The sequence below is a fragment of the Nodularia harveyana UHCC-0300 genome, from assembly GCF_034931085.1.
GTDB lineage: Bacteria > Cyanobacteriota > Cyanobacteriia > Cyanobacteriales > Nostocaceae > Nodularia > Nodularia harveyana.
In genome coordinates this window covers 291,932-315,262 of the sequence record NZ_JAYGHG010000001.1, presented here as the reverse complement: position 1 = coordinate 315,262, position 23,331 = coordinate 291,932, and the positions used below count along the sequence as shown (strand labels likewise).

Below are 23,331 nucleotides of genomic sequence, written 5' to 3'. Positions count from 1 at the left end.
TGTGTCTACTTCTGCAAAAAGTTTTCCCCTCTGGGGATTTTTCTTGCTGATAACTAACAGCATACTTATGTTGGCGGTAATCTTGCTCATTTGGCAACAGCAACGATTAACAAATGTTATTGATAATCCACTTTCCCCAAATTCCAGCGCTACACCTGATTTAGGTCCTCGTCATCAACTGAATTATCAGCAGTGGGTAGACATTCTCAAGCAAGAAGCTAAAGTTGCTTCTGAACAGCCGACTGAGCGTTTAAGCATTCTGGTGGGAGATTCTCTGACGCTGTGGTTTCCTCCTGAGTTGTTACCTGAAGACAGAAATTGGCTCAATCAGGGAATTTCTGGGGAATCCAGTGATGGACTATTAAAAAGATTAGACTTATTTGAAAGTACCCAGCCAGAAGTCATTTTTGTAATGATTGGCATTAATGACCTGATTCGGGGGGTCGGTGATCAAGTTATTTTAGAGAATCAACGGCAAATTCTCACTCAACTCCGGAAAAAACATCCCGAAGCTGAAATAGTTGTCCAGTCAATTTTGCCTCATGGGGGTGAAACTGCAACTTGGGAGGGTAAAGATAAACTGCTGAGGATTCCTAACAGTCAGATTCGCCAACTAAATCAAGAATTAGCAAACATCGCCGCTAAAGTCGATGTGAAATATCTCGATTTATATCCTTTATTTACTAATCAGCAGGATAATCTCCGCAGTGAATTGACTACGGATGGTTTACATCTCAATCCCACGGGTTATTTGGTTTGGCGTACTGCGTTACAGATGTATAGCAATTTGCAGCTGGGGGAATAGATAGAATATGGGTATTAGGTATTGGGTATTAGGAATTGGGAACTTGAGAATCTTTCCTCCCACACTCCCCACACTTCCCACACCTCCCACACTCCCCTTTTCCCATCTCCGATAAAATCTTGCCTGAGCAAGAGACAATAAGAAATAGTGGTTTAGACTAAAAAACTCATGGATACAAAAGCTTTTAAACGATCGCTGCAACATTCGGAAAATTACAATCGTAAGGGATTTGGTCATCAAGCAGAAGTGACTACCCAGTTGCAATCAGAGTATAACAGTAGCTTAATTCAGGAAATCCGCGATCGCAACTACACATTGACCAGGGGTGATGTTACTATTCGACTCGCCCAAGCCTTTGGTTTTTGCTGGGGTGTAGAACGCGCCGTCGCTATGGCTTATGAAACCCGTCAACATTTCCCCACAGAACGCATTTGGATTACTAACGAGATTATTCACAACCCTTCTGTGAATCAAAGAATGCAGGAAATGAATATTGGTTTTGTCCCTGTAGACGCAGGTAAAAAAGATTTTTCTGTCGTGGAAACTGGTGATGTGGTAATTTTACCAGCATTTGGAGCCAGCGTTCAAGAAATGCAAATTCTCCATGAGCAAGGTTGCAAAATTGTTGATACAACCTGTCCTTGGGTATCTAAAGTCTGGAATACCGTGGAAAAGCACAAGAAATTTGCTTACACCTCAATTATTCACGGTAAATATAAGCATGAAGAAACAGTTGCAACCAGTTCCTTTGCGGGCAAATATCTGATTGTATTAAATTTACCAGAAGCCCAATATGTTGCCGATTATATTCTTCATGGAGGCGATAGCCAAGAATTTTTGCAAAAATTCGCCAAAGCTTGTTCAGCAGGATTTGACCCTGATCAGGACTTACAAAGAGTGGGTATAGCTAACCAAACCACCATGCTAAAAGGTGAAACCGAACAAATAGGTAAACTATTTGAGCGGACAATGATGCAGAAGTATGGAACCATTGAGTTAAATCAACATTTCCAAAACTTTAATACCATTTGTGATGCTACCCAAGAACGGCAAGATGCTATGTTGGAATTAGTAGAAGAAAAACTCGATTTAATGCTAGTAATCGGGGGCTTTAACTCATCAAATACCGCCCAGCTACAACAAATTGCTGCTCAAAAAAATCTTCCTTCCTATCACATTGATTGTGTCGAAAGAATCAAATCAGCAAACACCATTGAACATCGTCAACTGAATGGAGAATTAGCGATCGCTCAAAACTGGCTACCCAAAGGTAAAATCGTAGTCGGCGTGACTTCCGGTGCTTCCACCCCAGACAAAGTAGTCGAAGATGTCATGGAAAAGATTTTCGCCTTAAAAGCATTAGTCCCAGCAAATTAACTCTTGAATTTGTGTTATCTGTGCCTCTGTGGTGTAGTTAATTACTATTAAAATACAAAGTTACAAGGAGAATTCTCAAGGCAGAATTCTCTTTTTTGTTATCTTAATTTACAAATAAATTTTAATAATTTGCTTTAATATTTGCACTTGCTAATCTCACAGTTTCATCAATTCTTTTTTGTCGAGTTTCAATTTTCTTTGCGTTAAAAATCCACTCTAATATTCCACGCTTTGAAGAACGGGAAAACTTTTGCCAATATTCAAATGCTACTTTATTTTGGTCAAATGCTTTCTGTAGATCATCAGGAATAGTGAGATTTTCCACTTCTTCTAGTGCATCCCAAGTGCCATTTTTTTTTGCAATATTTATCATTTCTAGTCCAGATGAAGTCATTAATTTTTGACTAATGAGGGTTGCAACTTTTATTTTGTTTACTCTACTCCAATTACTTTTGGGATTCCGTTTAGAAAAGAATTGATAATAACTATCTTGATCTCGTTTGTTTGGTTTACTATCTATCCAACCAAAACATAATGCTTCATCCACTGCTTCAGGATAATAAACGCTCGGTACTTTACTTGTTGTTTTGTAAATAATTAGCCAAACAGATTTTTCTGATTGATGATTTTCCTCTAACCATTTACGCCATTCGTTTCTTGTCTGAGCATAAAAAGTTTTAATACCGTTTTTGAGTTCATTTACCACATTGAAAGTTCTCCATCTATGAAAAATTTTTCTGTGTTAATATTTTTAACTAAAAACCTGCTTCACCGCACCACATCTACAACTTAGGTAAAATTTCCGGTAACAAATCACCAGGAACCTGAGATAATGCCATATTTTGTCCCTGTATACCCAACTCAGCGTGAAAAGCCCGAATAGTTTTCACCAAATAACTAAAAGTTGTTTGATAACCTTCTGGTTGTTGACGAAATCCTTTTAAAGCTTGCAAATGATTAGACAGTGCTGCTTCTAAATGTTGTGTAATTGCATCTTTATCAACACCATGATCTGTAACTAGCTGAAAATGAGCTAATGCCAAATTATTGTGAGCAGCAAATAAATCAAAACTTAAAGCTATACCTGTGAGTGAGTGAGCCAAGGCAATAGCTTCATCATAAGCCGCTATAGATAACTCTAAGAAATTGCGTCCTGATTCTTTAGAGGTTTGAGGTAAATTTGCTAAATGCCAATATGCTGTACCCAAATTATTTTGTGTTGCAGCGCAAGCACTGGGAACATTAACTGGAGTCCGATATTTTAAAGCTTCCTTGTAAACATCAATAGCTAATTTTAAATTTTTAGCAGGTTCTTCCTCGTATTGTGCGAGATTCCAGTAAGCAGTACCCAAATTGTTTTGAATCATGCCATACTTCAACGGTTCCTGTTCGGGGCTATAGTGAATCAACGCTTGGCTATAGGCGGCGATCGCCTGTTTTAAATTCACCACGGGTTGATTATACTGTCCTAAATGCCAGTAAGCAGTCCCCAAATTATTTTGGCAAGCCGCATATTTTAACGGTTCCAAATCCGCTCGGCGATAACGCAGGGCTTCAGTGTAAGCTAATACTGCTTGTTGCCAATTCTCCAAGGGTTCCACAAAACGGGCTAAATCACCATAAGCAGTACCAAGATTATTTTGTACCCGCGCATAGGTTTCAGATTTTTCGGCGGGAGAGATTAGCTTTAAAGCCAAATGATAAAATTCAATTCCCTGGGCTATGTAGGCTTGACTATCCCCGGAGTGATTAGGAGCGCGGTACAGCATCCAATACAATGTACCCAAATCATTTAAAATGTCTGGTAGTTGTGGTGAATCATCATCACAGGCGATCGCCTCCTGATAAGCCAAAATTGCTACCATCAAATTTTCTAGACTTGACTTTCCTTGCTCAATGCGGAGACGATATAAATTTCCTAATTGATGATAGGCCGCCGCCAATACCTTTCCAGAAGCTGCTTGAGAGTGTAGTTGTTCAATTTCTAAAAGAATTTGCTGCGGTTCTTGGTCATCCTTTAACTCTTCATCACTGGTCGTCTTTATTGTTCCCAGAACTAACTCTGTTAACTCCTGATTAATATGCGAAAACGACGATGAACTAGTAATAACCGGAGATTTTTCTAACTCCCGTTCCGTCTGCAATAATTCCGCAGTTTCTTGACTTGGATGACCCACAGAGGAATCAAAATTATCAGCCTTTCCACCTTTGACTTCTGTTTCCATGACTGATTCATCGAAAACAGATTCCTCAATATCCTCTAAATCACCATTTTTGGCACTAATCGAACGTTCGGGATAACTTTGTTTTTGTGTACTGGGTGTGGGTTCCCCCGCAAATACAAACACACCAGTTCGCCAACGCCAAAACTGTGGTGCTGACTGCTGAATAGCAGATAACCAAGGACGAGACACCCACAACAGTAGGCTAGATTCTAGACAACCACTAAAATCTTGACTCGAAAAATGTTCATCAGTTAAGCGTAGATACTGGAGAAATGAACGCTGTATCGCTACAGGTTCCTTCGTTAACTGTTCCACCCCTACAATCTGAAATATTGGTATGGGGAGAGCCGTCCCAGAAGTATCTTTTGTTGCACCAACAATTGGTGGTGGATAATTAGCCAGCCATTGATTTATATGATCTATCGGATTGGGATTACTTAAATTTAACCGCAACGTCACTAAGCGCGGATAAGCTGGAGTGCTAGTTTCATGACCATCTGTAGGTTGATATAGCACTTGCCCCACTGGATAAGCTAAAGTTGAGTGCAAACGGGCAGCTACTTGATTTCGCAACTGTAAATTATCACTAACTGCTAAAAAAACTTGTCGTCTTAAACCAAGACTCAAAGCAAGTTTTAGACGATGATAGACTTTGCGATTCCAAGTGGAATTATTGGAGTGTATGGTATCAATCACGCTCATGGCGGCTAAAGAGCCAAAACATGGTATATATCAATTTACTACGAAGGATTACAGTATCCAGACAAAATTCAATTACTGAGTATGTATTTGGTTATTTTCACTTGAGTAAAGCTGTCGTACTTATTTATACTTATTTACCTTATATAATTGTAACAAAAAATAAGGTTCCTTTGACTGTAGGAACCTGAAAAACTAAATTAATCAGTTTTATTAAAAAATTTTATCCAACTTGAGAAACAGAGAAGGCAACAACAATTAAACCAGTCACTAAAGCTGCACCAGCAAGTCCTAATAAAATATAATTACGCTTTTGGTCACTTGTGGGAGGTTCTGCTTCGTAAACCTTGGGTTCACGGGCAAAATTGTTTAAAAGTCCGCCTTCTTCGTTTGTATAGGGCATAAATTAATTCCTGATGATCTGATTTTGATTAATGTCATGTTACAGAAACCCTAGATTCTGCTTTCGTAACTAGATACAAATCTTTACGTTGGGGATTAGCGACTGGGTATTGGGTATTGGGTATTGGGTACTGGGTATTAAAAATCTTTCCCCCCACACCTCCCACACCTCCCACACTCCCCACACCTCCCACACCTCCCACACCTCCCACACCTCCCACACCTCCCACACCTCCCACACCTCCCACACCTCCCACACTCCCCACACTCCCCACACTCCCTAATTAATTGTTCCAGTCAGGGGCGAACTGGGGCTAGCGTAGGCTTTTAAAGGCATTCTTCCCGCTAGGTAAGCCATCCGACCGGCTACTGCTGCTAAATTCATCGCTTCCGCCATTGCTGGAGGGTTTTGGGAAAGTGCGATCGCACTATTAATTAATAAAGCATCTGCACCTAATTCCATCGCCTGAGCCGCTTCCGATGGTGCGCCAATTCCCGCATCTACAACTACAGGGATACTGGCATTTTCAATGATAATTTGAATATTCGCTGTAGTTTTCAACCCTTGTCCTGAACCAATAGGCGACGCTAAAGGCATAACTGTAGCACAGCCCACCTCTTCTAGTCGCTTGGCTAACATGGGATCAGCATTAATATAAGGTAAAACGGCAAAACCTTCTTTAACTAACTGCTCGGCGGCTTGTAGTGTCCCAATGGGATCAGGTAGTAAATATTTAGGATCAGGTATTACTTCTAACTTAATAAAATTATTATCTTCCTGTCCCAATAGTTTCGCCATTTCTCGCCCCAAACGCGCCACCCGAATTGCCTCTTCTGCGGTTGCACAGCCGGCAGTATTAGGCAACATCCAGATTTTTTGCCAATCTAAAGCTTCCGCTAATCCTTCATGTCCTGGAGCTTGAGTTTGGACTCTTCTAACTGCGACCGTGACAATTTCGCAACCACTAGCCACAACACTTTGCTGCATTTCCTCAATGCTGCGATATTTCCCCGTTCCCGTCATCAAGCGGGATGTAAAACTTTTACCAGCAATTACCAATGGTGAATCTTTAAATACCCGATTCCTATCGAGATTTCCCTGAGAGAAGTTAGCAGAGTGGGTGAGCATAGAGGTAGATGGTTCAGTATGAAAACGGGAATGGTGGAAATGAGACAATATGGGATCAGATTTTTCCGCCCAAATCAAATCAGCAATTAAAGCGGCGGTGATGGGTGCAAGTAATATCCCATTCCGATAATGACCTGTAGCCAAGGTTAAATTTTCACAGTGGCTAGTACCGAAAATCGGTAATTCATCAGGTGTAAGGGGACGGAATCCCCACCAAAATTCCTGAATGGGATAGTCCTGTATTTGGGGATAGAGGCTAATAGCTTGTGCAAGTAAGGTTTGTATACCTGCGGGGGTGTTGTGGGGTGTAAAGCCGACATCTTCGCTAGTCGCCCCAATGATGATGGAACGGTTTCGCCTGGGTACGATGTAAATATTATCTCCGAACAAAACCCGCGTTAGGGGTAATTCTGGGATGAAGTCTGGTACACGCACTCTGAGCATTTGCCCTTTGCGAGGACGCACAGGTAATGGTAATAATTCATTAGACCAAGCACCTGTAGCTAAAACATAATGGTTAGCATGAATGATTCCTGTGTTGGTTTGGACACCAACTACTTTTCCCTGCTGCTGTAAAAATGCTTCTACTTTGAGTCTGTCTTTGAGTTCCACACCCAGAGACTCAGCAGCTGTCCACAGTGCATTTACTAAGGCACGATTATCAACTTGTCCGTCTTCAGGATGCCACCAGCCACCAATTACCTCTGGGGCTAATCCTGGTTGATATTGATGAATTGCGGTTTGATTCAGCCAGTATGGAGAACCATCTATTTTTGACTTTGGCTCTTGTGTCACTGGTGATAGGATGCCACAGGGCCAGTAACCAGGATTTAAACCAGTTAGATCTTCGAGTTTGCGCGTCCAGTCTGGATATAAGGCACGCGATCGCCGGCATAAATCCAGCATAGCGGCATTGGGGATCTGTTCCGCATCTGGTGCTAACATTCCGGCGGCGGCGTGGCTAGCAGCACCCTGAAAATCTCGGCATAGCACTGTTACCTTTGCACCGCGTAATTTTAATTCTACGGCGATCGCCAAGCCAATCGCACCGCCACCAATAATTAAAACATCACTAGTCATTAGTCATCGATCATGAGGTATCTATATCTATAACAATCAAAGCAGAAACCCCGCATAAATCACGGAGGCTTTCAACTTCATGACTCCTAACTAATGACTATCCAGATTTACCACAAAGCCCGAATAGGTTCTCTATCCTGATCTATGGTGTCGGACTGAAAGCCAGTATCTGATGTACTGTCACCAGGTGAAGACGAATTATTATTCTGAGCAACGCTGGTGTTGTCATCAGAGGTTGAAAAATTCTCCTGAGCAACGCTACCCCGATTATCGGAGGCAGTATTGTTACCATTACCCTTACTACCGGAAGAACTATTAACATTAATATTAGCTGGCAGTACTCTAGAAGTTCTACCTTCAGGGTTATCATCATTCTGGGAAACTTGTTGTCCACCTATGGGGAAGTTGATCCCCAACAATGTACCCATTAAAATCGCCAAGCCTCCGGACATGAGAATTAGTGGAGTCCATCTACCCATTTTATATTTTCTCCTTATTTAACCTAACCTTCTGGTGTCCATAGGATTTGAGAACTTTGTCCCCAAAATCCATCAAATTTTGTTACCTTTACATCCCCTAGTACCTGAGTTTGACAAGCTAAACGCAGTTCGGCTGTAGGAGAATGGGGAGGAAGGGAACGTCTGGCTTTGTCTCGCCAATTCGGGGCTGACACCTCACCTTCTATCTTGACTGCACAAGTACCACAACTGCCAATTCCTCGACAGTTAATTAACTTAGCACCGCCATTGTAGAGGTCAATACCATTTTGCAGCAAAATCCGACTTAATTTAGCACCGCGATCGCATTCAATTGTCTTACCCTGAGCTAGCACCTTGGGCATATTTCAATTACCAAACTGGCTTTTTGTTGTATATTGGCACATCGCTTCACTTGTTGTCTCGCAAGTCTCAGTTCTATGACCATACACTCCTCACCTCAACTTTGGCTATATGACACCACCCTACGAGATGGCACTCAGCGCGAAGGATTATCAGTTTCCATAGAAGACAAGTTACGCATTGCTCGCCGACTAGACCAACTGGGTGTTCCCTTCATTGAAGGTGGTTGGCCTGGGGCTAATCCCAAGGATGTGGAGTTTTTCTGGCAACTCCAAGAAAACCCTCTGAAACAAGCAGAAATAGTCGCCTTTTGTTCGACACGCCGCCCCCACACCACGGCAGAAACTGAGGCCATGTTACAGGCGATTCTGAATGCGGGTACGCGTTGGGTGACAGTTTTTGGCAAATCTTGGGATTTACACGTCACAGCCGGACTGAAGACGACTTTAGCCGAAAATTTAGCCATGATTCGGGATACCATCGAGTATTTGGTGGCTCAAGGGCGACGGGTAATTTATGATGCTGAACACTGGTTTGATGGCTACAAACACAATCGAGATTATGCTTTACAGACCTTAGAAGTGGCGATCGCCGCAGGTGCTGAATGGCTAGTCCTTTGTGATACTAATGGTGGCACTTTACCCCATGAAGTTAGTCAAATCGTGGAATCAGTGATTAATCATGTTTCATTAGTCGTTACTCCAGAACCAATCCCCCAAATTGGTATTCACACTCACAATGATTCCGGTACAGCCGTAGCCAATGCCATAGCTGCCGTTATGTCCGGGGCAAAAATGATACAAGGAACAATCAACGGCTATGGTGAACGTTGTGGTAACGCTAACCTTTGTACATTAATTCCCAATCTACAAGTAAAGCTGGGTTATAGCTGTATCGCCGAACACCAGCTAAATCAACTTACAGACGCGAGTCTGTTTGTCAGCGAAGTCGTAAACCTTGCCCCTGACGAACACGCGCCCTTTGTCGGGCGTTCAGCGTTTGCACATAAAGGCGGTATCCATGTCTCAGCCGTAGAACGAAATCCCCTAACCTACGAACACATTCCCCCAGAACAAGTCGGTAATCATCGCCGCATCGTAATTTCCGAACAATCTGGACTCAGTAATGTGTTAGCCAAAGCCCGGACTTTCGGCATTGAACTAGATAAAGACCAACCAGCAGCCCGACAAATTCTGCAACGCCTCAAAGAATTAGAAAGTGAAGGATATCAATTTGAAGCAGCAGAAGCCAGTTTTGCATTATTAATGTACGAAGCTTTGGGTCAGCGTCAGCAGTTTTTTGAAGTCAAAGGCTTCCAAGTGCATTGTGATTTAGTGGAAGGTAAAGAAACTAACAATGCTTTGGCGACAGTCAAAATCGGTGTAAATGGTAAAAATATTCTGGAAGCAGCCGAAGGAAACGGCCCAGTTGCCGCCTTGGATGCCGCATTACGCAAAGCTTTGGTCAACTTCTATCCCCAACTTGCCACCTTTGAGTTAACTGATTACAAAGTCCGGATTCTCAATGGACATTCAGGTACAGCCGCTAAAACCCGTGTGTTAGTGGAATCAGGAACCGGTTCTCAACGCTGGACAACTGTGGGAGTTTCCCCCAATATTTTGGCGGCTTCCTATCAAGCAGTTGTAGAAGGGTTGGAATATGGTTTGTTTTTACATTCTCAAGTAGGGAGTGGATAAGAGGCAGGGGGGCAGGGTGCAGGCTTGCCCTGAGCGCAGTCGAAGGGGTGCAGGGGGGAAAATTAAGACTCCTCAATCCCCAATCCTTTCATGAAAACTGTTCCCAGGATTGGGTCACTAATTGACTCAGCCAACGGCGTTGGTGGTGATTTAGCATGGGGTCATCAGCTAATAGTTGAGCGGTTAATTCTTCTAAGGATTGTCCCTGGGAGCGTACAAGTTTGATGACTCCAGCGATCGCCGAGGCTACTAGTTCTTCATCAATTGGCTGTTGTCGTAGGGCAAAAATTTCCTGGGGACTGTCTGGAATGGGATAATTCATAACGTAAGCTAAAAAAAATACAAAATGAACAATAAACTTTGACAAACTATTAAAAATTCTTTACTCAATCTTTATTGATCCAATAGGGCGGAGTCTAGCTTAGTTCCTACCTTTATAAAATCTGTCTGAGTGAATAGATTGATCGGCAATGTCAGGAAAAAATCATGAAAGAAATACTTTATTTAGAAGTTCCCACACCCAATATTGCAACTGTACTTAATTGGCTACAAATTCAATTTGAGCCAGGAGTTGGGGAAAAATTCCTCACCCCAGATGGTTTTCGGCTAAAAATCTCCACAAAGACTACAAATCCCCAAGGGGAGATTACTGAAAAGTTACCGACTGAACTTTCTATATTCCTCTGGTCAGTGCAGCGAACTACTTATCTCAAAGTCTTTCGTTGGGCGGATCAGCCTGTTGATGGAGAAGCAAAAATTCTCCAAAGTCTGACTAGTGAAATCAGAACCCAATTCCCCCACCAGTACCCGGAACCTCCAGCCATTGATCCCGAAAAATCAATTTTCGATGAGTTAGCCAGTTCTTACCCCCTGACGGTTAAATATTTTCAGGAAATGCCCAATGGGGAGTATGACCTGAATCGTGCCTACTGGTGGGAGCAAAGATGGCGGGAAGGGGTACGGAATCCTCAACAGCCCCGCCAAGTAGTTTTTTCCCACAGCCAAAAATCCAGCAGCATCACGCCTTCGGGAACGCCCACTTATGACTTGATCTACATTGGTGGCGCATTAGGGATAATTCATGCGGCTGTCATGGCGCGGTTAGGTTATAAAGTTCTGCTGGTGGAACGTTTGCCTTTTGGCAGGATGAATCGAGAATGGAATATTTCTCGTGATGAACTGCAAAGTTTAATTAATCTGGGGTTAATGACAGTTGCTGAGGTAGAAACTCTGATTGTTCGGGAATATAAAGACGGATTCAATAAATTTTTTGATGGTAATAATCCCCCCAAATTGCGATCGCCGATTCTGCACACGCCCACTGTGTTAAACATCGCCTTAGACTCAGAAAAACTACTAAAAATGTGCGGTAAAAAACTGCAAGCAGCAGGTGGTGTAATCTGGGATGAAACTGAGTTTCTACGTGCTGATATTGCAGAATCACAAGTTGAGATTACAGTCAAGCATTTACCCAGTAAAAATCAGCAGTCCGTTACAGGAAGACTGTTAATTGATGCGATGGGAACAGCTTCCCCAATTGCTTGGCAATTAAATGGTGGTCGTACCTTTGATAGTGTCTGTCCTACGGTGGGAGCAGTGGTTGAGAGGGGATTGGGTCCAGGAGTGTGGGATTCCCAATATGGGGATGTCCTGTTCAGTCACGGAGATATTTCTAGAGGAAGGCAATTGATTTGGGAATTATTCCCCGCAGGTGGTGAAGAACTGACCATTTATTTATTTCATTACCACGAAGTCAATGGCACAAATCCCGGTTCCTTGCTGGAAATGTACGAGGACTTTTTTACGATTTTGCCAGAGTATCGACGCTGTGATTTAGATCAACTGGTGTGGAAAAAGCCGACATTTGGGTATATACCAGGACATTTTAGTGTCGGAAGTAGCGATCGCACCATAGCCTTTGATCGATTAGTTACCATTGGTGATGCGGCTTCCCTACAATCTCCCCTAGTTTTTACCGGCTTTGGTTCCTTAATCCGCAACTTAGACCGTTTAACAACACTTTTAGATACAGCCCTGAAGCATGACTTGCTGAGTTTCCGATATTTAAACAAAATTCGCGCCTACCAAAGCAATGTTGCTGTGACTTGGCTATTTTCTAAAGGAATGATGGTTCCCACTGGGAAATTTTTACCACCCCAAAGAATTAACTCCATGCTGAATACGTTCTTTGGATTATTAGCAGATGAACCAACAGAGGTAGCAGATAATTTCATCAAAGATAGGTGTGATTGGTTGACTTTCAACCGCCTAGCACTGAAAGCTGCACGTACAAATCCTGCCCTATTATTATGGATTTGGGAACTAGCTGGATTTAGAGATTTAGTCCGGTGGCTGGGTAATTATTTTAGTTTCAGTCTTGATTCCCTCATCAGTGCTTTACTCAGGGGATGGTTCCCGCGCTTGTTGGTGCGGAGTAAACCTTGGTTAGAAAAGCGTTATCCGGCTTTATGGCTGCGGCTATTGGTCATTAACTATGCGATCGCTGCTGGTAAACGACAAACCGACAAGTCAGCCCTGGAGCTATCGCAAAATCACTCAGCGCAGGTGAATCCAGATACCATCATTACCAAACCAGAAGCGAAAATTCTGCATTAGTTGTCGGATTTTCACACAATAAATTACTCAAAATTCTCCGGTGGGTTGTCATATCGTTAACCCACCATGCTCACAACATCAAATTCCCAAGTTGACAAATTATTGAGGGTTTTGAGACTGATTACCTATCCGAAAGTTAGGTAGTTCGACTGATGATAAAGACTTGCGCCCTTTAGGTGGACGGTCAGGATAAACTACTGGTGAAGGCGATGGATCATTATGAGAATAGTCCTCAAAAGGGTCTGCAATCACATCCGTCTCATACATCTGTGGATTTCCTGACCCCTGAACATTTTCCCCTGCTGTAGCTTCATCTAGGTAGCTATTAGCATTCATCTCGTTAGGGGAATCTTTCTCGGTGGTCATGATTGGCAATTGCTGATCATCCTCTGGATTAGCATCTTCAGTTTCAGCCGAGATGGGTGATGTAGATTCAGGGTTACTAGTAAAAAACATTTGGATCAGACTATCCAATTGAACATCTAGATTTGATGAACCCATCTCTGATGTAGTTGCAGAAATCTCCATTTCTTGGGAAACAGCTTCTGATAAAGGGAGTGTGTTTTCCTCCACTGGCAAATTCTCAGAAGATGATGAAATAGGCTCAGAAGGATCAGGGTTACATACAGATGATGGGGAATATTGACCCCAAGCCGAATCCACTTGACAGCTATCGCCTTCTGATTCTCCTGACCAAGGTCGAATAGGCTGGACGTTAGGAAATAAAGAACGCGCCTTTCGAGAAAATCTGGTTTGGTGGTTAGCGGTATCCTCTGAGGATTCATCAGGGGCGGGGGTATCGAGGCATTTTTCCAGAGCTGCTTTAAATTGTAAGGTCTGGCGTTGTTGTCGCATTAACCGACTACGTAGCTCTCGACAGGTATTTTCCGATTGCAATGCCTGTTGAGATTGTTCATTATAGTTAGTTTGTACCAGCGCACATTCTCTTTCTAACTGAGCCAAACGCTGTTGGCTAATTTGTAGTTGTGTTTTATAAGTTTCAATAAAGTTTTCTTGGCGTTGAACAGTTTGTACAGATGTTTCTAATTCTTGGAAGAGAGATTTAATTTGTTCTTGGGCTGCGGCCAATTCTTGAGTTTGTTGGTTAAGCATTGACTCGGCGACACTAGAACGCCTTTTTTGCCACTGCAAAGCCTTTTCTGATTCAGCGAGGTGATCTTTGAGATGCTCTACCTCCTCATACAACTGATTGTTTGATTCACGCAATTCTTCATTTAATGCTAGTAGCTGTTTAAATTCTGTATCCAGTAGTATTTGTTGTTCGCTATTCGGCTCAACAACCCAATCGGAATGAGTTTGATCCTGGTGGGACTCAGGAATTTGTACTTCCGGCTGTGGTTCGGCCGCAGATTTGAGGAGAGGCGCTTGTGTGTTTGCCATATTGTCAGGAGGCGCAATTGAGTAAAATGGACAGTTTGACTGCTCCGGTCGTAGCGAATTATGAGAATTTAGGGATTCCATTTTAGCCCTGTTGTTTGTGGTGTCAGTTATTTATCATCACCAGAAGCTCCGCGCGTAGTTAGGCTTTGGTTTAAGATATCGGGGTAATTAGCCATTTCCTTGTATTTGAAAGGTAGTTAACTTTTCTCTTACAAGCCCCTTCTCGCTTTCAAGCAGGAGTCAGTGACAATTTTTGCATTTAGTAACTGATGCCGTTATAACATTACGAGTTTAAACCTCGCCAACTTTGAGAAGCAAGACAGATATTAATGCAAATACCATTAATATACTGGCTGTTTTCCAGATGCTGAGAAAGGGGTGTTACCTACTTGACTTTTGTCAAGATTTATAGGGTTAACTTCCCGCAGCCTTGTGTAATTATGGCAACCAACGAGGATGAAATCCGACTAGAGGCAGTTTTTCTGGTTTGATGGTGGTATTGGAAGTATCATCAATGGGTAACAAAGGCATTAACCACAGGCTACTAGAGGCGATCGCTTCGCCATCTTCAGTTTTAAGTACATTAGCAGATAAAGGTACTGGATCTACCTGTGGCATTACTTGATCAAACAGCAAGCCTAAACCATCTGGGGATAAACTCATTTGGACATTCCTCTGTTCAATTGGTAGTAATAACAGTGGTTTTTGTTCTCCGGTTCTCAGGTCAATTGCCACTAGATAAGGCTGTTCGATATATTCTTCGTCAGAAATTAGCTGTGTTAATAAGCAGTAGAGGGTAGGTGAAGCGGGACCAAATTGGCAGTTGAGAATGGAACCTGTGGTTTTTAACAGGGGTTTCTGGGTTCCTTGGTTGGTGACCAAAAACAAATCTCTTGTATAATCTGTATTAAATTTTACCATTGCTGCTTGAGAGCCATCTTTGGAGAAAGACTGCACTAAGCCAAATTGGGGGAGAAAATCCAGAGGTTTGCTGGCATCGGTTTGTAGCGGTAGAATGGCAGCGCCTTGACCTTGAGCAACTGCTACAGCTTGACTGTCGGGAGTAATCATAAAGTCTCCCCCTGGTTGGCTTTCGAGGCGTTGGGGATTGGGTCTTTGTCCATTGTTGCTAGTGCTAGGCATAAACCATAGCCCAAAATCGCTGGGATCTCTTCTGTTCCCTCGCTGGACAACAATTGTTTTCCCATCTGGCGACAAGTCAAATTTCAGGTTTTGATATTCCTGATTATCTAAAACTAGGTCAACTCTCCCGGCTGGTTCTGCTGGGGTTTCTGGTTGAGCGGAAATACCTGTGGTTACTGTATATAATTGAGCCGAAAGTAGGTCTTGGTTGTTAGCAGTGCGAGCGGAAAATAAAATCTTTTCCCCATTGGGAAATGGTTTAAATTCCATCACAATCAGGTCTTTAGGGGTAAGGATATTTTTTTTCTCTTCGGTGAGATTGTAAAGAACTAATTGACCTTGATTTTCGGCATCGGCTCCTATGTACATAATCACGCGATCGCGGGTTCTAAAGTTACCTGTAAAGGGCTGTATTACTTGATTTTTCCCTTCTGCGATCGCAAATCGATCTCTGGCATCTTCTAACCGTACTTGATAATTAGTACCATAGGGTGCTGGTGTCAGCAGTGTATAAACCATCCGCCGCCCCGCCCAACTAATTTTACCTGCTAACGGTGGCTCAATTTTCAAATTCTCCTCGACGCTTTTGATATCCATCGGGCGACTAAAGTTGAGACTAAAGGAGATATCCTCTGCGCCAATTTGTTGATTTTCCCAAGTAAATTCCCGGACGCGAGCTGCTACTACATCACCTTGAAATATCATGAATCCAATCAGCAGACTCAGTAGCAGCATAAATGCGATCGCCACGCGATCTAATGGTTGGATCAATGTCTTGGATGTAGCCATTTTTCAAATATTAATGATGGGTTTTTAGTTTTTAGTTATTAATCACTAATAACTGTAAGGATTTCGGGGTTGAGGAATTTCTTTAACGGAAGTAGCCGCAATAGTCAGGTTGCGTTTCCCTGCTAGAGTTTCCGTGATCATTGTTCCCTCCACTTCCAACCAAGTATCAGGAGAATAGCGTTTTTGATTTTCTGGTAGTTTAACTGGTAATCCCACCGGATAAGCATCTGCGGCACAACAAGTCAGCACAAATCGCGCTAAGAAAATATAACTTTCTCCGATATCTGGCGGGTGAATCACAAATCCCTGAACTTTGGCATTTTGACCTGTGTAAGAGTCTGGTTCTGGGTAGACATTCAATGTCCGCGCCCAATCTACCAGTGAGCGCTCCTCTGGGCGAGTAGAAGGGCGAAAAGATTGGGGTTGGGCGCGTCCAGTGGATAGTAAATCAGTCACACCCAGCTGCAAAGCCGTGTCACTAGCAAAAACACGGGGTGTAATCATTAAACCCAAAATCGCTACAGCTAGTAATAAGGCACTACCCCAACCAGGGGGAAATAAATTAATATGCTGAAGGTTAGCAGTATTCACCCGGCGACGTTCTCGCCAAACTTGGCGCATCTTCAACAAGCCAATGATTACAAAAGCAATACCACAACCAATCACTAAGCCAAAGAAATTGGGGTGAATTAACAAATACAACTTGCCGGATAGCCAGTATTGCAGCATCAAAATGCCCCAAGTTGTCACGGCGAAGGCATCAAGCCACGGAAAGAAAATATTTTGCAGGGAAATTTTGGTTTTTTTAGCCATTGGTTAAGAGTAATTAGCCAGTAGTCAGTGGAGAAGAATATAGCAGTTATCAGTTATCAGTCAAGAGACATATTTGAGTTGAAGAATCCCGCTATATCGGCATTGACTAAATAAATTGAAAACTAATAACTGAATTCCGATGAATGGTAAAGGTTGATTGCGGGTCTAAATTCCTTACCGTCGCCCTTAATCACTGATAACTGATAACTGATAACTGGTTCACAGCACATACAAGTTGACGAACAGGGAGAAGACAAAAGTCAATTGTGCAGCTAAAGCAAATAAGTAAAATATCGTCTTGGCATTAAAAACGGTGAGCATCAATCCCACACTTTTGATGTCAACCATTGGGCCAAATACTAAAAATGCTAACAGGGAACCACTACTAAAAGCTGAGGCGAAGGACAAGGCAAAAAATGAATCCACTGTGGAACAGACTGAGACAACTGCGGCTAATATCAGCATCACCACAATAGAAGTAATGTGTCCCGCACCTAGACTGAGGATTAATTCACGGGGAGCAAATACTTGTACAGAAGCGGCGATCGCACTACCTAAAATCATTACGCCCCCTAGTTCTCGTAGTTCCTGCATGACATTATCCAAAACTAAGTTGAGTTTATCCGCCACAGATTTACTAGGGCTAGCGGCTGGTGTGGTTGCCTGTAATGAATTAGGATCTAAGCGTTGAGTTAGTCCTGGTTTTCCTCCTAAAATATAAGTCCCCGATTTCAACACATTGGGTAGAATTACTTGGGCTGCTGCTGCGTCACCTCTACCAAGGCGTTGAGTTTCTTGCTGTGTGGGTGGGTTGAACTTTAAATAACGGGCGATCGCAGGTTGTACCAGTGGTTTAACATCTTTCTGAAAACTGAAGACAATGCCAATAATTACGGCAATTGATAGGGAAAATACCACTCGTAAAACTACTATTTCTGGCTGGTCTCGAAAGGCTAGCCAAGTCGCCCAAATTACAATGGGGTTAATCGTCGGTGCTGCTAGCAAAAAGCCAATAGCCACCGGTGTGGGTACTCCCTGCATCAGCAATCGGCGCGCTACCGGGACATTACCGCACTCACACACCGGAAACATAAAGCCGATCAGACTACCTGCTAAAGCACCCAATATCGGATTTTTGGGCATTCTGGTCACTAGTTGGCGCTCATCGACAAAAATAAGCAGCACACTGGAGAATAGAACCCCAAACAGCAAAAACGGCATCGCCTCGACTAGCAAACTCAGAAATATAGTGAAACCATTGTTCAGTTGATTCATGGGTGTCGCAGTCAAAAGCGGTTGAAAGTTGTTAGGTTATGCCTAGCCATTCTATCGGAATGGGGATCAAAAGTATCTATGGGTGATTGAAACTGATTTAAACCAGAAATTAGGGTTTTTTTTCTAGTTACGCTTAAGCGGTTATCAACGGTGGTGAGTTGTAGATAGTCGTATTTAATTCTGTACATTTACTGACACTGATTGATGTGAAAGTTGTCGCTTTGGGTAAAGTGTTCCCAGTTTAGGAAAATAACTATCTCACTGCATGATGTTTGAGTAATGAATGTTTATACTGACTTTAAACTAGTCAGTCAGGATGTTATCTTTCACAAAATTTTATAATCGGTTTATAGTGTTTAAACATTTCGGGATACCCTCAGAGATGAACCGATAGTTCTGCGTAGGGTCTTTTCATACCGTTTTTTTGTGAATATGCGCCTTATTCTTGGCTGTAGAGAAGTTATATATTATTGTCTAAGTCTGTAAATGCTAGCCCAAATCTCATACTTCGATCAAAAAGAGTATTTTTCCTGAAAGTAGAAATTATATCGGCTTTAGCTGTAGGATGAATGCGTTACGGTTTGAGTTTATTAATTGCTAGTTTGTGTAGATATTGAAATATTAGATATCAAAATCGCCAGTGCCACAAGAGTTTAACCCCCCAATTTTGCCACCAGTTTTATCTCGTGGTAGCGATCGCGATCTCAGTGTAGAATCAGTCATCGCAGAACTGCCAACATACCACTTTCAAGTAGAAATAAGTTGTAGTGGTGTGGAAGTTGCTCATTTTTTGGAAAAATACCCACTCCTACCAGGAGTCATATTGCTAGAGCAGGGAGAGTTCATGGGAATGATTTCTCGGCGACGACTGCTAGAATTTCTGATTCGCCCTCATGGACAAGAGTTATTTAACCAAGAAACATTGGGTGTGCTTTATAGTTACGCACGCACAGCGATTTTGCAGCTATCCGGGACAACACCAATTTTAACAGCAATGCAGCATACTCTCAGGCGATCGCCTGAATTTTTAGCAGAACCAGTTGTCATCGAAACAGCAGTTAATACCTATAGACTATTAGATATACATGACCTCAACATTGCGGCTTGGCAAATTCAAGGAATCAAAACTCAGCTACGCCATGAACGTAACCAAGCCCAAATGATTCAAAATGACAAAATGGCACGTCTAGGACGTTTAGTAGACGGCGTAGCCCACGAAATTCTTGATCCCGTTGGTTTTATCTGGGGTAATTTAACCTATATTTCTAACTACAGTCAAGGTTTACTCAAGCTCATAGCCGAGTATGAAAAAGAGTTACCGCAAATTTCCCAGGAAATTACCCAAATTAAACAAGAAATTGAATTTGATTTTTTAGAAGAAGATTTAGCAAAAGTGATCACAAGCATTCGCACCGGAGCAGAAAGATTAAAAAAACTTGTCTCTGGTTTACAAAATTTTTGCTACATTGATGAAATTTATCCTAAACCAACAGACTTACACGCCTGTCTAGATAGTATTATTCTCCTAATGAAGAGTCGATTAAAAGGAGAAATTAAAATTATTAAAAACTATGGTCAACTACCGCCTATTAATTGTTTTATGGGGCAGTTAAACCAAGTATTGATGAATATTTTAAGCCAAGCTATAGATGCTTTAATAAACAAATCAGTGCGGCAAGATTTTTCTCAATTAGATCCAAACACAGTTACAAAACCACAAGTTAAAATTACCACAAAAGTTATTTCCTTAGAACCTACCGACGAAAATTTACCAGACTCTCGTTGGGTTTCACTCTGTATTGCTGATAATGGACCAGGAATGTCTCCAGAATTACAACAGGAAATTAGGGAATCCTTCTCCTTAGAAAAATGGGCTGATAAAGAAACTAGTTTATCAATGAGTTATCGAATTATCTCAGCCAGACATGGTGGTAAATTAAATTTCCGTTCACAACCAGGTATAGGAACTGAATTTGAAATACTATTACCCTTAGTATAATCAAATCTAGTTGCATAGTATTACCCCTTATAAATATAAATCTGCTATTACCAATTATTGGTGATTCTGTATATTATTTATACTTCTCCAGTTCCCTCCCCGCAAGAAGGGAGGGTTTTTTTGATGCATCTTTATATTAAATTGATATTACAATTGTGGCTAAAACTTAGGTATGCTTTCCAGCAAGTTTTTACCTCTCTCGTAAATATTCTGGGCGTGATTGGTCCATGAACCTTGTCCCCAATAACGGAAACAGCTAGTTTGCAACAAAAGGTTATGTAAAAGAGCATTACGATATTCAGATGAATTAGTCGGCAATGTATGATCAACCTTTTGATGAAATAAACTGCTTAATTCATACATGGGAGAGATGACATTTTCATATCCTTTTACCCAACTAATATGATTTGTCCAAGAAGCTCCATCAACATGAAAGTTAGGGTTAATTTCTTTTAATTCTTGAATGGCATTTTCTACAGCTTCTGGTTGGCAATTTTCTGGTGAAACTCTCTGCCAGATTTGATGTTGTCCTACTGGTTGACAGGTAGGATAGTCGTTAGGTTGACAACCTGCGGCGGTGATTAATTCTAAATATTCTGTCCCACATACGCCAACAATACCCGATTTACCCCCACCTTGATTTACCATATCTTCCCAGGCTCGTTTGAAGGCACTAGGAAATTCATTCATCATTACTCCACCATTTTCTCCATCGCCAATTTGACTAACTATTGGTGGAATTAAAGCACTTCCTAGTTGTTGTTTAGATAGGGTTTTGGCTTCATAGTAAGGTTGCATCTGTGCGACTAATTTAGTATCTGAACCTTGGGTTTTAATTAGGGCTGTAATACTAATGGTTTCACCTTGGGAATTGCGGGCAATTAGACGATGTGGTAAATGTTTGTGAGTGAGAGATTCACCGCTAATTGTTTCTACGGAATGTTCTTGTACCAGTAACCAGCGATAACCGCATTCTTTGAGGGCTTTGATAAATGCAAATAAAGTGTCAGGATGATTTGGTAGGTGCATTTCTGGGGGGGAAAATCCTTTGACTCTCGCCAATGCTTCCCAGCCAAAAATTGCGGCAAAATGATGTTGCCATGCCACGATATGCAGTTTAATGTCGGATATGGGTGTGGAAGGAATCACCGCATGACCCCACATTGTCCCCAGCCATTCTACATAAGGTTGATAAGTGCGATCGCAGGTAATACGTTTGAGATTATCTAAAATATCGCTGCGTCCCATTTGTCTGAGTCCCCACAAGAGGTTACCAGAGTAATCCAACATCACACGGGGATTGCAACCTTGATTAACTAGTTCGGGGATTAGGTCTCCCATCCGACTGTAACAATGGGCGAAAGGTGCGGCGTTATGGTTATCCCCTTCATGGGTATGCTCAAACATATATTGCAGATTGCTGATTAAGCCACCATCATGTCCAGCAGGTATAGTTGGCTGGTGCATATGTAAGGCGATCGCAAAAACTGCATTTACATTCTCTAAGGAGATATTTGTGGACGGTAAAAATATCGGTGCATCATGGTTAACGACAGCAAGCACCTCTGTTTCCCAACCAGAAATATTCGGTAAGTCGTCAATGATTTCGGGCAAAGTAGGAAGCGTGGTAGGTAATGTCAGCATTTCTGATTGCTCCGAAATAAGTTACGTCTATTGTTACACCAATAACCTATAGTCTGATTTTTTTGGTGTAGTTCTGGGAAGAAGCAGAGGTGCAGCCTTCGCTCAGGTTAAGAACACTCCCGACTTCCTAGCTAAAACGATAAATTTTCCGCATTAAACGGCGTTTTGCAGAAAGTTGTGGTTGTGTCACCCTTGGCGGAGTGGCGATTTGTAAAACTATCTCTAGTAACCAAGGGGCTAAACGTTGACACCACACAGCTAAATGACTTTGCCAACCCACGAGAATTTCTGGCGCGTCTTTTTGTAGTCCGGTGATCAGTACTTCCGCTACTTGTTCTGGTGTCATGGGGATCACCCAGCGAAATAATTTTAAGTCCCGCGCCATATCTGTGTCTGTCAGAGAAGGTAATAAGGCAATTACCCGGATGTTATGTTCAGCGAGTTCGCGGCGCAAGGCTTGGGTAAATCCTAAGATGGCAAACTTGGTAGCTGAGTAAGTCGCCATTGTGGGTGCGGCTACTTTGCCCATCAAACTAGACACATTGACGATTGTTCCTTGCTTTTGGCTCACCATGCGTCGGGCTATGAGGCTGGTGAGGTTGTACATTCCTAGTAAATTTACTGAAAGTTCTTCTTGAACTTGGGGTATTTTTGTTTGCAAAAATGAGGTTTGGTAGGCTACACCTGCACAATTAACGAGCAGATGAATCGGGCCATAGTTGCGCCACAATTGGGCAACAGCAATATTGACTTCAATTGTTTTAGTTAAATCGATGGCTAAGATTGTGGTTTCTACGCCCATTGCTTGGATTTGATCAGCTACTGCGGTTAGCTTTTGGCGATCGCGTGCTACTAAGATCAGCCGCTTGATCCCTCTTTGAGCTAATACAAGTGCGATCGCCTTACCAATACCACGGGAAGCCCCAGTAATCAGAGCAACTTTACCTTGAATATTCATCGGTTTTAACCTCCAAAATTGGTGTCTTACCCTACTCTTAGTGATTGCCGACAGATACAACCAAAGCTACTCGCTTGCTTGCACAAGGTAAGACAAAAAATCAGTCGTTATTGAAATTAAAAAGTGAATAAGCCTTTGGCAACGAAATATTCCTAGACTAATCTGCATTATTTCTTCAAGATATTTCTGCCTTGTTTTCCAGACTAAAAATCAACGCTTCATACAATTGGCTGAATGGATATAGCTCATAGGTTTTATCTCTCCTAAATTCAGAGCGTTCACCAGCATCGTTACCAAACACAAGCTAACAATTAAATCAATGTATTGCAACATTCTTTAATAAGTATTGCTTAACATTTCTTAATCTCAAATATCTATATAAAAAATCGTTTAATAATCTCACTTAAACAATTAATCTCGCAAACAGTTCTTCCCACATG

Annotated in this window: 20 protein-coding genes; 5 read left to right on the top strand and 15 right to left on the bottom strand. The window is 42.1% G+C overall.

Features of this window, described 5'->3' with window-relative positions; translation table 11 throughout:
- Position 1 precedes the first annotated feature (1 nt).
- Positions 2-805: an SGNH/GDSL hydrolase family protein gene (locus VB620_RS01395; protein ID WP_323194330.1), complete on the top strand. Its 804-nt coding sequence runs from the start codon at positions 2-4 to the stop codon at positions 803-805.
- Between the two features lie 168 nt (positions 806-973).
- Positions 974-2,182 carry a 4-hydroxy-3-methylbut-2-enyl diphosphate reductase gene (locus VB620_RS01390; RefSeq protein ID WP_323194329.1) on the top strand — a complete coding sequence of 403 codons (1,209 nt, stop codon included), beginning with the start codon at positions 974-976 and terminating at the stop codon, positions 2,180-2,182.
- 121 nt (positions 2,183-2,303) lie between these two features.
- Here the strand turns inward: VB620_RS01390 and VB620_RS01385 are convergent, their stop codons facing one another.
- From VB620_RS01385 to VB620_RS01355, 7 genes are all read right to left on the bottom strand, one after another.
- Positions 2,304-2,888, bottom strand: a complete 585-nt coding sequence (locus tag VB620_RS01385; protein WP_323194328.1) for a YdeI/OmpD-associated family protein — start codon at positions 2,886-2,888, stop codon at positions 2,304-2,306.
- A gap of 76 nt (positions 2,889-2,964) precedes the next feature.
- The gene (locus tag VB620_RS01380; RefSeq protein ID WP_323194327.1) at positions 2,965-5,109 is read right to left on the bottom strand and encodes a tetratricopeptide repeat protein; all 2,145 of its coding nucleotides are present in this window, start codon (positions 5,107-5,109) and stop codon (positions 2,965-2,967) included.
- Positions 5,110-5,329: 220 nt separating this feature from the next.
- On the bottom strand, positions 5,330-5,509 hold the full coding sequence (psb34, locus tag VB620_RS01375; RefSeq protein WP_323194326.1) for a photosystem II assembly protein Psb34: 180 nt from the start codon (positions 5,507-5,509) through the stop codon (positions 5,330-5,332).
- Positions 5,510-5,543: 34 nt separating this feature from the next.
- Entirely contained in the window at positions 5,544-5,783 is a 240-nt protein-coding gene (locus tag VB620_RS01370) for a hypothetical protein (protein ID WP_323194325.1), read from the bottom strand.
- Between the two features lie 5 nt (positions 5,784-5,788).
- A complete protein-coding gene (gene thiO / locus VB620_RS01365; RefSeq protein ID WP_323194324.1) occupies positions 5,789-7,717 on the bottom strand; it encodes a glycine oxidase ThiO in 1,929 nt (642 codons plus the stop codon).
- Positions 7,718-7,824: 107 nt separating this feature from the next.
- Positions 7,825-8,196 carry a hypothetical protein gene (locus VB620_RS01360; RefSeq protein WP_323194323.1) on the bottom strand — a complete coding sequence of 124 codons (372 nt, stop codon included), beginning with the start codon at positions 8,194-8,196 and terminating at the stop codon, positions 7,825-7,827.
- Between the two features lie 23 nt (positions 8,197-8,219).
- Entirely contained in the window at positions 8,220-8,558 is a 339-nt protein-coding gene (locus tag VB620_RS01355) for a 2Fe-2S iron-sulfur cluster-binding protein (protein ID WP_323194322.1), read from the bottom strand.
- A 75-nt stretch (positions 8,559-8,633) separates the two neighbouring features.
- Between VB620_RS01355 and cimA the strand changes: the two genes are divergently transcribed.
- Positions 8,634-10,253 carry a citramalate synthase gene (cimA, locus tag VB620_RS01350; protein WP_323194321.1) on the top strand — a complete coding sequence of 540 codons (1,620 nt, stop codon included), beginning with the start codon at positions 8,634-8,636 and terminating at the stop codon, positions 10,251-10,253.
- Positions 10,254-10,341: 88 nt separating this feature from the next.
- Here the strand turns inward: cimA and VB620_RS01345 are convergent, their stop codons facing one another.
- Positions 10,342-10,575 carry a hypothetical protein gene (locus VB620_RS01345; RefSeq protein ID WP_323194320.1) on the bottom strand — a complete coding sequence of 78 codons (234 nt, stop codon included), beginning with the start codon at positions 10,573-10,575 and terminating at the stop codon, positions 10,342-10,344.
- 164 nt (positions 10,576-10,739) lie between these two features.
- Here VB620_RS01345 and VB620_RS01340 point away from each other — a divergent pair, with 164 nt between their 5' ends.
- On the top strand, positions 10,740-12,869 hold the full coding sequence (locus VB620_RS01340) for an NAD(P)/FAD-dependent oxidoreductase (protein ID WP_323194319.1): 2,130 nt from the start codon (positions 10,740-10,742) through the stop codon (positions 12,867-12,869).
- Positions 12,870-12,968: 99 nt separating this feature from the next.
- Here VB620_RS01340 and VB620_RS01335 read toward each other — a convergent pair whose 3' ends face one another.
- The 5 genes from VB620_RS01335 to VB620_RS01315 form a co-directional block, all read right to left on the bottom strand.
- The gene (locus VB620_RS01335; RefSeq protein ID WP_323194318.1) at positions 12,969-14,351 is read right to left on the bottom strand and encodes a hypothetical protein; all 1,383 of its coding nucleotides are present in this window, start codon (positions 14,349-14,351) and stop codon (positions 12,969-12,971) included.
- Between the two features lie 357 nt (positions 14,352-14,708).
- Complete coding sequence (locus VB620_RS01330) at positions 14,709-16,202, bottom strand: hypothetical protein (protein ID WP_323194317.1); 1,494 nt, start codon at positions 16,200-16,202, stop codon at positions 14,709-14,711.
- A 45-nt stretch (positions 16,203-16,247) separates the two neighbouring features.
- On the bottom strand, positions 16,248-17,015 hold the full coding sequence (locus VB620_RS01325; protein WP_323194316.1) for a TIGR03943 family putative permease subunit: 768 nt from the start codon (positions 17,013-17,015) through the stop codon (positions 16,248-16,250).
- 219 nt (positions 17,016-17,234) lie between these two features.
- Positions 17,235-18,290: a permease gene (locus VB620_RS01320; protein WP_323194315.1), complete on the bottom strand. Its 1,056-nt coding sequence runs from the start codon at positions 18,288-18,290 to the stop codon at positions 17,235-17,237.
- An 11-nt stretch (positions 18,291-18,301) separates the two neighbouring features.
- Positions 18,302-18,478: a hypothetical protein gene (locus tag VB620_RS01315; protein ID WP_323194314.1), complete on the bottom strand. Its 177-nt coding sequence runs from the start codon at positions 18,476-18,478 to the stop codon at positions 18,302-18,304.
- A gap of 452 nt (positions 18,479-18,930) precedes the next feature.
- Between VB620_RS01315 and VB620_RS01310 the strand changes: the two genes are divergently transcribed.
- A complete protein-coding gene (locus VB620_RS01310; protein WP_323194313.1) occupies positions 18,931-20,289 on the top strand; it encodes a sensor histidine kinase in 1,359 nt (452 codons plus the stop codon).
- A 159-nt stretch (positions 20,290-20,448) separates the two neighbouring features.
- Here the strand turns inward: VB620_RS01310 and VB620_RS01305 are convergent, their stop codons facing one another.
- Positions 20,449-21,933: a glycosyl hydrolase family 57 gene (locus tag VB620_RS01305; RefSeq protein ID WP_323194312.1), complete on the bottom strand. Its 1,485-nt coding sequence runs from the start codon at positions 21,931-21,933 to the stop codon at positions 20,449-20,451.
- A gap of 127 nt (positions 21,934-22,060) precedes the next feature.
- The gene (locus VB620_RS01300; RefSeq protein WP_323194311.1) at positions 22,061-22,891 is read right to left on the bottom strand and encodes an SDR family NAD(P)-dependent oxidoreductase; all 831 of its coding nucleotides are present in this window, start codon (positions 22,889-22,891) and stop codon (positions 22,061-22,063) included.
- Positions 22,892-23,331: the final 440 nt, after the last annotated feature.

What these genes read in the sequence shown, in the direction of transcription:
- VB620_RS01330 (WP_323194317.1), bottom strand. Translation starts at nt 16,202, where the DNA reads ATGGCTACATCCAAGACATTGATCCAACCATTAGATCGCGTGGCGATC.
- VB620_RS01390 (WP_323194329.1), top strand. Translation starts at nt 974, where the DNA reads ATGGATACAAAAGCTTTTAAACGATCGCTGCAACATTCGGAAAATTAC.
- VB620_RS01320 (WP_323194315.1), bottom strand. Translation starts at nt 18,290, where the DNA reads ATGAATCAACTGAACAATGGTTTCACTATATTTCTGAGTTTGCTAGTC.
- VB620_RS01335 (WP_323194318.1), bottom strand. Translation starts at nt 14,351, where the DNA reads ATGGAATCCCTAAATTCTCATAATTCGCTACGACCGGAGCAGTCAAAC.
- VB620_RS01300 (WP_323194311.1), bottom strand. Translation starts at nt 22,891, where the DNA reads ATGAATATTCAAGGTAAAGTTGCTCTGATTACTGGGGCTTCCCGTGGT.
- VB620_RS01325 (WP_323194316.1), bottom strand. Translation starts at nt 17,015, where the DNA reads ATGGCTAAAAAAACCAAAATTTCCCTGCAAAATATTTTCTTTCCGTGG.
- psb34 (WP_323194326.1), bottom strand. Translation starts at nt 5,509, where the DNA reads ATGCCCTATACAAACGAAGAAGGCGGACTTTTAAACAATTTTGCCCGT.
- VB620_RS01340 (WP_323194319.1), top strand. Translation starts at nt 10,740, where the DNA reads ATGAAAGAAATACTTTATTTAGAAGTTCCCACACCCAATATTGCAACT.
- VB620_RS01345 (WP_323194320.1), bottom strand. Translation starts at nt 10,575, where the DNA reads ATGAATTATCCCATTCCAGACAGTCCCCAGGAAATTTTTGCCCTACGA.
- thiO (WP_323194324.1), bottom strand. Translation starts at nt 7,717, where the DNA reads ATGACTAGTGATGTTTTAATTATTGGTGGCGGTGCGATTGGCTTGGCG.
- VB620_RS01360 (WP_323194323.1), bottom strand. Translation starts at nt 8,196, where the DNA reads ATGGGTAGATGGACTCCACTAATTCTCATGTCCGGAGGCTTGGCGATT.
- VB620_RS01380 (WP_323194327.1), bottom strand. Translation starts at nt 5,109, where the DNA reads ATGAGCGTGATTGATACCATACACTCCAATAATTCCACTTGGAATCGC.
- VB620_RS01315 (WP_323194314.1), bottom strand. Translation starts at nt 18,478, where the DNA reads ATGTACAGAATTAAATACGACTATCTACAACTCACCACCGTTGATAAC.
- cimA (WP_323194321.1), top strand. Translation starts at nt 8,634, where the DNA reads ATGACCATACACTCCTCACCTCAACTTTGGCTATATGACACCACCCTA.
- VB620_RS01355 (WP_323194322.1), bottom strand. Translation starts at nt 8,558, where the DNA reads ATGCCCAAGGTGCTAGCTCAGGGTAAGACAATTGAATGCGATCGCGGT.
- VB620_RS01305 (WP_323194312.1), bottom strand. Translation starts at nt 21,933, where the DNA reads ATGCTGACATTACCTACCACGCTTCCTACTTTGCCCGAAATCATTGAC.